The sequence below is a fragment of the Paenibacillus apii genome, assembly GCF_011043685.1.
Taxonomy (GTDB): domain Bacteria; phylum Bacillota; class Bacilli; order Paenibacillales; family Paenibacillaceae; genus Paenibacillus_AQ; species Paenibacillus_AQ sabinae.
The window spans coordinates 160,129-172,486 of record NZ_JAAKGU010000010.1; the positions used below are offsets into that span (position 1 = coordinate 160,129).

9 protein-coding genes are annotated in these 12,358 nt (G+C 54.4%); all 9 read right to left on the reverse strand.

The features are described from left to right. Window positions 1-17 precede the first annotated feature (17 nt). Window positions 18-773, reverse strand: coding sequence for an NADPH-dependent oxidoreductase (locus tag G5B47_RS19585; protein ID WP_165101671.1), 756 nt, complete (start codon window positions 771-773; stop codon window positions 18-20). Between the two features lie 142 nt (window positions 774-915). Further along, window positions 916-2,010 carry a response regulator gene (locus G5B47_RS19590; protein WP_165101673.1) on the reverse strand — a complete coding sequence of 365 codons (1,095 nt, stop codon included), beginning with the start codon at window positions 2,008-2,010 and terminating at the stop codon, window positions 916-918. Continuing rightward, window positions 2,003-5,545, reverse strand: coding sequence for a PAS domain S-box protein (locus G5B47_RS19595; protein WP_165101676.1), 3,543 nt, complete (start codon window positions 5,543-5,545; stop codon window positions 2,003-2,005). The genes G5B47_RS19590 and G5B47_RS19595 overlap by 8 nt, the downstream gene beginning before the upstream one ends. A 213-nt stretch (window positions 5,546-5,758) precedes the next feature. Then, complete coding sequence (locus tag G5B47_RS19600) at window positions 5,759-7,132, reverse strand: ABC transporter substrate-binding protein (protein WP_407945236.1); 1,374 nt, start codon at window positions 7,130-7,132, stop codon at window positions 5,759-5,761. Window positions 7,133-7,263: 131 nt separating this feature from the next. Further along, on the reverse strand, window positions 7,264-8,088 hold the full coding sequence (locus G5B47_RS19605) for a carbohydrate ABC transporter permease (protein WP_165101682.1): 825 nt from the start codon (window positions 8,086-8,088) through the stop codon (window positions 7,264-7,266). Beyond that, a complete protein-coding gene (locus tag G5B47_RS19610; protein ID WP_165101685.1) occupies window positions 8,085-9,047 on the reverse strand; it encodes a carbohydrate ABC transporter permease in 963 nt (320 codons plus the stop codon). The genes G5B47_RS19605 and G5B47_RS19610 overlap by 4 nt, the downstream gene beginning before the upstream one ends. Before the next feature lie 475 nt (window positions 9,048-9,522). Next, entirely contained in the window at window positions 9,523-10,449 is a 927-nt protein-coding gene (locus G5B47_RS19615) for a 1-phosphofructokinase family hexose kinase (RefSeq protein WP_165101687.1), read from the reverse strand. A 182-nt stretch (window positions 10,450-10,631) separates the two neighbouring features. Then, entirely contained in the window at window positions 10,632-11,267 is a 636-nt protein-coding gene (locus G5B47_RS19620) for a serine/threonine protein kinase (protein ID WP_165101690.1), read from the reverse strand. 237 nt (window positions 11,268-11,504) lie between these two features. Next, window positions 11,505-12,329 (reverse strand): PTS mannose transporter subunit IID, encoded by an 825-nt coding sequence (gene manZ / locus G5B47_RS19625; protein ID WP_165101693.1) that lies wholly within the window; start codon window positions 12,327-12,329, stop codon window positions 11,505-11,507. Window positions 12,330-12,358 lie beyond the last annotated feature (29 nt).

The window sequence follows — 12,358 nt, forward strand, 5'->3', positions numbered from 1 at the left end:
CAGGCTTATAGATAGTTTTAGCTTGGGTCCGGTTCCAGGTTGCTGCAGGCAAAGCCCTGTTCCCGAAGCGTGCGCTTGGCGTCCCCGTACTCCGGATTGGCGGCGAAGAAGGCGGCGACACGGGCGGTCCAGTCTTTTTCCTCCAGCCCCTGAGCTTTCAGCGCCAGCCGGTTGCTGTCGTTCATCTCCTGCAGGTATCCGGCCAGATCGGGATTGTAGCTCTCCTCGTGCCATACCGCGGGCAGCGGAAGCCGGGGCTGCTTGGGCACCTGCGCTTCGGGATACCCGACACATAGACCGACTACCGGGAATACGTATTTCGGCAGCTTCAGCAGGTCGATGACGCCCTGCGTATTCCGCCGGACGCCGCCGATCGGAATGACGCCGAGGCCCAGCGACTCCGCCGCGACGATCGCCGCTTCCAGCGCGATGCCCACATCCGTTGCCCCGATCAGCAATGCATCCACATCACGTTCCGCGTCAAATGAAGTATTCTCGATCTCGCCCGCCAGCTTGGCGCGGTAAAAATCCATGCAGAACACGAGAAACACCGGCGCTTCGGCGACATGCTTCTGGTTCCCGCTGAACTCCGACAGCTTCCGCTTCCGCTCTTCGTCCCGGACGGAAATCACCGTCACGTGCTGGCCGTTGATCCAGGAAGGAGCCGCCTGCGCGGCTTCGATGATCGTCTGCAAAGCTTCCGTTTCCACTTCCCGCTGCGAATACTGCCGGTATGAGCGGTGATTTTTTAGTGTAGCAATAACTTCGTTCAAAAGAATGTCCTCCTTCATATTTTCTAAGCTAAGCCCTATTATAACGGAAATCGCACAAAAAAACGCCCGGGGCGCTTATGCGCTCAAGGCGTTCGGTAATTTCAGGCAGCAGCGTCGAAATCGTCATCAAGGACCGCATGTTTCAGTGTACTTCCTCGCCTTGGTAGATGCCGGATATCTCCCTGAATTTGAACTGGCATTTCAGAAATACCGGGACGATGTCCGGATCGAAATGCTTGCCCGCATCCCCCGCGATAATCGCCACCGCCTGTTCATGGGACATGGCGTCCTTGTACACCCTTTTGCTGGTGAGCGCGTCGTAGACGTCGGCCACGGCCATCAGTCTTGCCGAGAGCGGTATGTTTTCCCCTGAAAGCCCTTCGGGATAGCCTGTGCCGTTCCATTTTTCATGATGGGAATAGACGATTTCCTTGGCGTAGCGAAAAAAAGTCTCGGTCTTGTTCATCAGCTGCTCCGCCCGCAAAATCGCCTCTTTCCCCAGCGTCGTGTGGGTTTTCATGATCTCGTACTCTTCCCGGGTCAGCGGACCCGGCTTCTGCAGAATATAATCCGGGATGCCCACCTTCCCGATATCATGAAGCGGAGCAGAGGCGGCAATCAGATCGACGCTCTCCTGGCATAAATACGAGCTGTACTTAGGGGTCTGGCTAAGCTGGGTGGCCAATTCTTCGACATACAGCTTCGTCCGCTGGATATGGTTCCCCGTATCGATATCCCGGATCTCGGCAAGAGCGGCCATGGACATAATGCTGACTTCCTGAATCAGAGATATTTCTTTGATCCGTCTGGAAATTTCGGTCTCAAGAAAATGGTTCTTGTCCTTGAGGAAATCCTTCGACCGCTTGAGCGTCAAATGGGTCTTCACCCTGGACAGCAGAATTGGCGAGCTGATCGGCTTCGTAATATAGTCAACCGCTCCCAGCTCGAACCCTTTATTCTCATCCTCTACATCTTCCTTGGCAGTCAGGAAAATCACCGGAATATCCTCCAGCTCCCTGTCCATCTTCAGCCGCCGGCATGTTTCATAGCCGTCCATCACCGGCATCATGATGTCGAGCAGAATCAAATCGGGCGGAGCGGCTTTGGCTACTGCAAGCGCCCTCTCGCCGTTTGTTGCAACTTTCACTTTATACCGCTCTTTCAGCAGGCCGCTCAGTAAAGCAATATTGTCAGGCGTGTCGTCCACCACTAAAACAACGGGTCTCAGGTCAAGCATCCTTATCAACCCCTATATCCAAGTTGCCGTTCCTTACCGCCCTTTCAATCCGGTCAATCGCGTCTTCGTAATCGAATATTCCGATCGAGCGGGCCGTTAAGCGCCATTCCTCCGGCTCCATCCATGCCTTCAACTGGTCCTTGACCGATTGAAAATAATCGGATGCTTCACTGTCGCTCTCCTTCAGGAGTACAAGCAATTTGCTTACGGCCTGCTCCGCTGGACGGGTTGGAACCTGTACCTCGATTTCGAGCAGACGTGCTTCCCGTAAACGGGCCCGGATTTCTTCCGTTATGCTCAGGACACCGGCTTCGAGCTTGCCCAGAACCAGATCGGTCTCCTCTCCGGCAAGCCCCGCCGCCAGCATCGTAACGGCTTCGTCGGCCAGAAGCTGCACTTCCAGGGCGCCGATATTACCGGATACGCCTTTTAAGTTATGGGCGAGCCGGTGAGCCGTCGCGAAATCCTGCCGCTGCGCGGCCCTTTTGACCTGCATCACGGTATTTCCGTGGTTGTCCGCATATTTCTGCAGCAGGCTGACGTACAGCTTGACATTGTACCCGGTCCGCCTAAGGCCGTTAACGGTATCGATTCCGGCAAATTGCGGGAAGTACGGAGCCTCGAAAGGAGCCCCGATACCTTGTTCTTCAATCGCAGCCGGGCGGCTATCGCTCATCGGCTTGCGCTTCCGGTCGTCCGATACCCATCTGTCCAGAATGGCGAACAGAATATCCGGGTCGATCGGCTTGGGCACATGATCATTCATGCCGGCCGTCAGGCACTTCTCCCTCTCCTCCGGCATCGTCCGGGCCGTCATGGCGATAATCGGCAGCCGCGGGGTCAGCTCCCGGATGGCCCGCGCGGCGGCAAATCCGTCCATTACAGGCATTTGCATATCCATCAGCACCAATTGGTAATGCTCCCCGGGCATATCCCTCACCATGCGAACGGCCTCCGCTCCATTCGGGGCGATCTCCGCTTCGATTCCCTGACTTTTCAGCAGCTCGACAGCGATTTGCTGGTTAATTTCGTTGTCTTCGGCCAACAGGACCCTTATTCCCGCCAGATTGTAATCCTTCTCCTTTACGATTGAGGCAACGGACAATCCCCCGTTAAGGGGAGTGAACCGACTGATAATCATGTCATAGAGCAGTGACTGATTGACCGGCTTGACCAAATAATCGTCTACATTCCCGGTGTCAGTCTGGTTAAGGAAATCGTCCCTTCCGAAAGCCGTAACGAGGATCACTGCAGGAACATGCCTTAAAGACGCGTTGTTTTTAATCCTTCGGGCGAGTTCGGTGCCGTATTTGCCCTCGATCTCCCAGTCCAGGAACACGGCATCGAATGGCTCACCGCCATCCGCCTGTTCAAGAGCGAGCAGCGCCTCTTCGCCGGATGACACGGCCGCCGCCCTGCATTCAAAATCCCGCAAATAATCGGCCAAAAGCTCTCCGGCTGCCCGATTGTCATCTACGACAAGCATCCGGAGCCTTCCCAGCTCCGCGGGTACCGCTCTGGCCGTAGAGACGGTCTCCGCGCCGACTCCGAACCAGGCCGTAAAGGCAAAGGTGCTTCCCTCGCCCTCCTTGCTCTCCACCCACAGCGTTCCTCCCATCATCTCGACGAGTCTGCGGCTGATGGCAAGCCCAAGGCCCGTACCGCCGAATTTGCGTGTGGTCGAGTTGTCCGCCTGGGTAAACGCCTGAAAAAGTCTGGCTTCCGCTTCTTTGCTGAGGCCGATGCCCGTATCCCGCACGCTGATTTTGAGCTTGATCCTGTTGTCTACACGGCGGACCTGCTCCGCCCGGACAACGACTTCGCCCTTCTCGGTGAATTTTACCGCATTGCTTACCAGATTGGTCACGATCTGCTGAAGGCGGAGCGGATCGCCGGTCAGATTCTGCGGAACATCGGCCGGTATGTAATACATCAGCTCCAGGCCTTTTTCGTAAGCGGACTGGCTTGACAGGGCGACCGAATCAGTGATCACCTCCTGAAGCTCAAACCCGGTTTCCTCAAGCTCCAGCTTGCCGGATTCGACTTTGGAGAAATCCAGAATCTCGTTGACAATGCCAAGCAGGGAGGTCCCGGCATTATGGATTTTGGACAAATAATCCCGCTGCTTGGGACTGAGCCCGGTTTTGAGCGCCAGATGAGCCAGTCCGATAATCGCGTTCATTGGCGTTCGGATTTCATGGCTCATGTTGGCGAGAAACTGCGACTTGGCGGCCGTTGCCTCTTCGGCGACGTGCAGAGCCGTTTTAAGCTCCTCTTCCTTCTTCTTCGTCTCGGTAATATCCTCGGAAACTCCCAGAAGAAAGAGCGGCTTGCCGTCGGCATCCAGAATCGGCACCTTTGAGGCATGGACATACCGGAGAGAGCCCTCCTCGCCGTCGCCCGGCAAAATTTCAATTTCGTTCACGGCCTGCCCGATCTCCAGAACCTTCCGGTCCGTACTGTTCAGCTTCCTTGCCACCTCTTTCGGGAACAGATCATAATCGCACATCCCCGGCATTTCATCTGTCGACAGACCAAGGAAATCGGCGCAGGCCTGATTCGCTTTGTAGAAATTGAGCGTTTCGGCGTCCTTGACGTACAGCATGACAGGAATATGATTGATGATGACATCGAGGAAATTCCGGCTTTCCAGCAGCTCTTTTTCCTTCGTCTTCAGATCCGTAATATCCGTCATTATGCCTAAGTATCCTCCCTCGGAGCCGTCGGAGCGGTGATAGGCCGAAAGGGAATACAAAATATCATGCTCTTTTCCGTCGGCGAAGGGCCTTCTGAGCTGCCTTTGGGAGGGCCGGCCATTTCGGCTCACTTCTTTGCGCATGTCGTCCAGTACCCGATAGCTGTCACGTGGCATGTACGACAAGTCCCTCGCATGCAGTCCGGTCAGTTCCTGGCGATTCACATTAAACGCACTTTCGTAAGCGGTATTGCAGCCAAGGAAATAACCCTCGACGTCCAGGTAAAATAACGGGTGGGGCAAAGTGTCAATGAGCTGGGAGGTGAAATAGAACTGGTCGGACAGCTCCCTTTTGATGCGTTTGTACTCGGACACATTCTCTTTAATTCCGACATAATGGGTGATGTTCTGGCTGCTGTCCTTGATGGACGAAATAATGGCGGCTTCCATGTACTTCTCTCCGCTCTTCTTCTTGTTGATGAATTCCCCCTGCCACTTGTCGCCCCGGCTGATGGTTCGCCACATTTCCCAGTACATCTCGGGCTTTGCTTCTTCCGATTTCAGAATACCCGGCGTCTTGCCGAGCAGCTCTTCCTTGGTGTAACCGGTCAACTCCGAGAAATAAGGATTGATGTACTGGATCCGGCTGTGCGCATCGGTGATCACAATGGAAAGCGGCGACTGCTCGATCACATTCAGATACAGGCGCAGCTGCTCGTTGTATTTCTTCTCGGTTTCCAGCAGCTGTTTGGCCGCCCGGAACTGCTTCACGTACAGGCGTACGATAAAATAAGCCATAACGAATATCGCCAGATAAACGATGCTATGTATGGAAGCCAAGAGCGGCATCCTCCCCTCAGAGTCTTCCTGGTTTGCCTGAAAACTCCCTTTATCTTTTCTTCGACATCGTTCAACAAAAAAATTAGACCGAGCACTCACTGGTTGCGCTTACAAAAATAATATTGTGACAGCCCGCCGCCATAAATTCAAACAGCCGCCAAGCGCCCTTATCAGGCTGCCCGGCGGCTGTATCTTCAGAAACTGAAATTGATCCTATTTTACCGTTTCATTGTACTGCTTGAGCTTGTCTGTGATCTGCGCCGCCGCATCCTGGAGCGCCTGTTCCGGCTGCTTCTGTCCGTTCAGCGCCTCTTCGATGGCTCCTTCAACGATTTGGCGCGCTTCCGGGAAAATGCCCATGACCGCACCCGAAGTAGCATTCGAGGCGCTTGAAGCGTGAAGCTGATCAACAGCAGTCTGGAACTGCGGGTATTTGGCCATGTTGTCTTTCAGAACCTGCTGGTCGTAAGCGGCCTTCGTGATGGGGAAGTAACCGGTGCTTACGCTCCATTCGGCCTGTACTTCCGGCGAAGCCACATATTTGATGAACTCCCATGCGGCTTTCTGCTCCTCGTCCGGCTTGTTGTTCATGATATAAAGGCTGGCTCCGCCGACAACGACGCCTCCTTCTTTGACACCTTCCGGTCTCGGCAGGAAGCCGGTACCCACCTCGAACTTGCCGCCTACCGCATCCACCATCTTCCGGAGCGCCGCCGTCGAGTTCAGGGTCATCGCCACCTGTCCGGCGGCAAATGCGCTGTCCGTGTCGTCCGTATCCCGTCCGAGGTTGGCGACAGCTTTTTCATCCACCATCTTTTTCCACCAATCCAGCGTCTTCACTCCGGCCTCCGATGCCAGCAGAGACTCTGTCGCAGCTTGATCGCGGCCATTACCGCCGTTCACATACTCCGCGCTCTGATTGGCGAATAGCTGCTCCATGAACCAGCCGTAGATTGCGATAGCCGCTCCCGGCTTGCCGTTCTTGCTCAGCGCTTTGGCGGCCGCTTCAAATTCCTCGAAGGTCTTGGGCGGATTCTCGGGATCGAGTCCCGCCGCTTTAAAGGCATCCTTGTTGTAATAAAGAATCGGATTGGACGTGTTGAACGGCATCGCGTTCAGCTGGCCGCCGATCGTATAATAGCGGGTGATGTTCGGTTCCAGGGAAGACAAGTCAAATTTATCCTCGTCGATAAACTTCTGCACCGGGGTAATCATCTTGGAGTCGATCATAAACTTACTGCCAATCTCATATACCTGGATCAGATCGGGGCCGCTGGCCGAGCCGAGCGACGCCTTCAGCTTGTTGAGGCTCTCATCGTATTTGCCCTGGTAGACAGCTTCAACCTGAATCTCCGGATGGCTTGCGTTAAAATCGGACACGATCTTGTTGATCGCTTTCTCTCCGGCGCCGGACATGGAGTGCCACCAGGTGATCTTCACCGGTGCAGACGCGGCGTTAGCCGTCCCTTTATCGCTTCCCGCTTCGTTGTTAGACGACGTGTTGTTTGCTTCAGTGTTCGCGTTAGCGCCCGAATTCCCTCCGCAGCCTGCCAAGACCAGCATCAGCATGGCGAGCACCAGAATCATTCCTCGTCTGAAACGCAGTCTTCCAAAGCCAAACCTTTTCATTGTCTTAACCTCTCCTTTTCCATTATCCGTCTTTTGGTTATATCTATCATCTGCAGGATGCAGCTGATTTCTCGGTTGGCCCCAGTCTTCTAGCCTTTCAGCGCTCCCGCCGACATGCCGCGCACCAGCTGCTTCAAGCCAAACACGAGCAGCAGCAGCGAAGGCAGAATCGCGAGCGTGATGCCGGCGAACACGAGGTTCCATGACGTCGATTCCTGAAATTCCAGCATGGAAATGCCGATTTGCACCGTCCGCATCCCTTCGCTGTTCGTAATCAGCAGCGGCCACAGATAAGCGTTATACATGTTCAAGAAGGAATAGACGGCTAAGGTGCCAATCGCGGGACGGGACAGCGGCAGCACATGCTGCAAAAAATAGCGGATATGCCCGCAGCCGTCCATCCGGGCCGCTTCGAACAGCTCTTTCGGCAGCTGAAGAAAGAACTGGCGCAGCAGGAAGGTGCCGAAGGCCGTCGCCAGAAACGGGACGGTCAATCCCTGATACGTATCGAGCCAGTTCAGGCTGCGGACGGTCAAGTAATTCGGGATCATCGTCACTTCCCAAGGAACCATCATCGAAGCCACGAACAGGCTGAAGATGAAGCTCTTGCCCTTGAACTCCATTTTGGCAAAAGCGTAAGCCGCAAGACTTGCCGTAATAAGCTGCCCCGCCATCACGATGCCCGACACGAGAAACGTATTCCCGATGAATGCCGCAATCGGCACGATTCCGAATACGTCGATGAAATTGGACGGATTGAACGTGTGCGGAACGATGGACGGCGGGAAGGCGCTCGCTTCCTCCGGCTTCATCACGGACAGAAAGAAGCTGTACGACACCGGATATAGTGTGAATACGGCAAGCACGGTTAAGATGAGATAGACGGCGGCCCGTTCGGCGCTACGCTTGTTCATTGATAATGCACCTTCCTTTCCACCCATTTGAACTGAATCAGGGTAAGGAGCAGGATCACCAGGAACAGCATCAGCGCCTGCGCGCTGCCGGTTCCGAACCGGAAATTGACAAAGGCCTCACGGTAAATGGAGTAGACGAAGACATTTGTACTGTTCATCGGACCGCCCTGGGTCAAAATGTTAATCTGGCCGAACGATTGAAAGGCGCTGATAATCGACACGACCAGAACGAAGAACAGCGTCGGAGACAGCAGCGGAACCGTAATCCGGCGGAACATGGCGAGCGGCCCCGCTCCATCGATCTTGGCGCTCTCGTACATATCATCCGGAATGCCCTGCATGCCGCTGGAAATGACAATGTAATTGAACCCAAGATTCATCCAGACGGTCATGAGCGAGACGGACAGCAGCGCCCACTTCGGATTGGTCAGCCAAGGCACCGGCGCGAAACCGGCCAGCTCCAGCCCGTAGTTCAGCATGCCAAGCGACGGATGAAACAGGAACTTCCAGATGACGGCCGCAGAACCCACGGACAGCACCATCGGAAGCGAGAAGGCGAACTGGAACAGCCGCTTCCCCCTCAGAAGATTGTGGGTGAGCGCCGCAAGCGCGAGCGCGATCAGCATTCCTGCGGGAACGGTGAGAAGCGTGAACAGCGCGGTGACACGAATACCGTCCAGGAACAGGCCCGATGAGAATAAGGAATTGAAATTATCCAAGCCGACAAAAGAGGCTACTCTCCCGGCCGGGTCCGTGCTGTACAGGCTGAGGTACACCGACCGCAGCAGAGGATAGAACATGAATACGCCGAACAGCAGCAGCGAGGGGGCCAGAAAAACATAGGCAAGCATGTTTTCCCGTATTTTCAGCCTTTTTAAGGATATAGACCGCCGGGCAGCAGCGGAAGAAGCGCGTCTTGTTCCGGCAGGAAGGCTCCATTGATTATCAAGCTCGCTCAAGGTGAATACCTCCTTATTCGTTGAAATCTGCTTTTGTACAATCCTCTGCAAGTGTAAGACTTGAATGTAAAACGAAAACGCAGGGAAATTCTGGCTGAGGTAAAACTTTAGTAAAACTGTTAACCGAATGAAAAACACAAAAAAGCCGTCCCGTAAATTTGCATACTCGGGGACAGCTTCGGTTATAGGGTCGCGGCCAGCGGGCCTGGGCTTCAAAAGAAACGGAATTCCTCCATTTTAATTTTGTCGAAAAGGCCCCATGCCAAGCCTGAAAGGGAAATCCTCCCTCTTAATCAGGCTTTTTTGCTGAAAACAAAGAAATCGCAGTGTATAAGCCGGAGCTTTTCCCGTTTATACTCTGCGACGCTCATTTTTCTTATAATAAAGGGGAGCTTTTCCCGTTCATCTTTACTCCTGCCTGCAGATAGTGAAGCCCATTCATAGCCCGCCGCTCCCATTCCACTGGCAAGGTCAGCTAATCCTGCATCATGCTCTCAAACAGCCTTTCGGTATCCTCCCGCTTGCACAGCTCCCGCTCGGGATTCATGACGGCGGCCGCTCCGGCGGCGATGCCGAAGCGGACGGATTCCGCCAGCGGCCCTCCCTGCTCCAACCGGTAGACGACTCCGGCCACCAGGCTGTCGCCCGCGCCCACAACGCTGACAACGGGTACCTTGGGAGCAGAGATATGCTCGGCTCCTTCCTTGGAGATCATAAAGGCGCCCTTCGCTCCCAGCGAAACGATAACCGCTTCGGTCCGGCCTTCCGCAATGAGCTTCTCCGCTGCAGCCTTCACGTCGTCGTCCCCTGAAAGCGTCATTCCGGTCAACTCTTCGAGCTCGCGGGCATTGGGCTTTAGCAGATACACGCCCGCATCGGCTGCCCGTTGAAGAGCTTCTCCCGAGGTATCCACGATGACCCGGCAGTTCCAATCCTTGACGGATTTGATGATCTGCGCGTAGTAATCCGCCGGGCATCCTGGCGGCAGACTGCCGCTTAGGACCAGATAATCCGGCTTGGTCTTGAGCTGATTTAATTGATCCAGACACCGCTGCCGGTCTTCCTCGCCAAATGCCGGACCCGGCATATCGAATCGAAACTGCTGCCCGGTCGACTCCTCCAGAACAATCAAATTCTCCCTCGTTTGTCCCTGAATCGGAATAGACTGATGCTCTACGCCCTCTTGCTCCAGCATTTGATGGATCAGCTGCCCGTGCAATCCTCCCGACGTGTACAGAGCCAAAGCCTTTCCGCCCAATCTGTGGATGGCTCTGGAGACATTAACCCCGCCTCCTCCGGGTTGATAGGTGGCTTCACGGCAGCGGAGTTTATGGTCGGGAACCACCTGCTTTATGGCTGTGCTGGCGTCCACGCTTGGGTTAACGGTCAAAGTAACAATCATTTCCGCATCTCCTTTTTTGGGGAACCTCGTTATATTCTACCTAAACGGTATACTTCACATTTACCCTTTTTATACATGGGCAGGCCGAACCCGAGTAAATTCCCCCAAAAAAAACATACGGCCCGTCGTCACCCGGCTGCTCCTATCCTATCATCCGAAGAATCAGTCTTCCCCACGGTTCATCAGCTCCGTCTGCGCCTCCAAAGCCGGTAGCCTTTCCTGACCGCTTCCAGCACCTTGTCCGGGACCGGAAACACGCCAAGAGAAGCAACCGGCCGGTACAGACGGCTGTAAGCTTTTTTAAAATCGCTCCACATCGTGCAGTCTTCCTGCTTCAAAAAATCCGAAATGTCCACGATCAGGCCGCGCCCGTCCCCCAGCATGACATTTTTGGCGTGGACATCATGGGGGTGGAGCCCCCGGGAAACAGCATATTCCAAGGCCTCGTCAATGTCGCGGACGGCCTGATCAGTGATGGGAATCCCCCGCTTCATGCAATTGTAGAAGGTTACTCCCCTAAGCCGCTTGAGCAGCAAAAAATTAGGGCCGGCATAGTAAAGCAGCGAGTAGGCGGGATGCGAACCGAGACGCCGGTAAACCTCCACTTCTTCTTGAAGGCCCGGTCTTCCGGGAGCATATATCTTCACCGCGTAATCCTCGTACTCCGGATGGAAGAGCACCGCCGCATAATTACCCGATCCCAGCAGCACCCACGGCCTCGGAACGCTTCGGACCTCGATCGGGTCCTCCGGTTCCACGCTCTCCAAGACCAGATGCTCCAGAAGCTCTTCCTGTATGATTTCCAGCAGCTTCTCCATGCCTTACCCCCTGCGGCTTCATTCGACCATTTCAGTCACGGTTCTGCCCTCCGGCAGCCCTTCTCTGTCTCCAGTTTAAGGCATATTGTGCAAAAACACATCCAAAGACCACAGCAATGGCTCAGTGGCGGTGTTCTTACGGCTTATACAAACAAACAGGCCGGCCAAGGTTTGATCCTTGACCGGCCTGCAGGTATACGGTTCCTTATGGAACCGGCTCCGAAAAATGTACGAGAATTATGCCAATACGCCCAGCGCATATCCGATAATGCCTACGGCGAATAAAGCAAAGATCAGTGCGATTGCGTTCACTTTCTTTTTCAGCAGCTTCATGCACAGGAAGGTCAGCAGCAGAGGCAGCAGTCCCGGCATCAACTGGTCGAGAATCATTTGGACCGTAGTAATTACTTCTTTGCCATCAGCGCCCGTATATTTGGAAACTACGAGCGGCACGTTGATACTAGTCCATTTGGAGACTAACGCGCCCATGACGAATAGCCCTAATATGGAGGCCGATTCTGTCAACTTGCGCAGGCGGTTGCCGGACATATCGGATACAATTTCCGTACCCTTCTCATAGCCGTATTTCAAGCCGTACCACTTGGTCGCCAGACGGCACACGTTGAAGAGAAGGAAGAACAGGAGCGGTCCGACAATGCTGCCGGTCAGAGCGATGGAAGCGCCAAGCGCCGCGAGTACCGGACGGAGGGTTCCCCAGTAAATTGGATCGCCCACACCGGCGAGCGGTCCCATCAGACCGACCTTTACACCGCTGATGGTGGCATTATCAATCGGCTGGCCGTTGGCCTTCTGTTCTTCCATTGCGGCCGTTACGCCCATAATCGGGGCAGAGATAAAAGGCTGGGTATTGAAGAACTCCAGGTGCCGCTTTAATGCTTCTTTCTGATCTTCTTTCTTGCTGTATAAGCGCTTGATTGCCGGGATTAGCGTTACGCAGAAGCCGATCGACTGCATCCGTTCAAAGTTGAACGATCCAAGCAGAAACCAGGAGCGAACAAACATGTTGTTTATATCTTTTTTTGTTAATTTCTTATCTTCCATTGTATAATCCCCTCTTTCTTTGGAAGCTT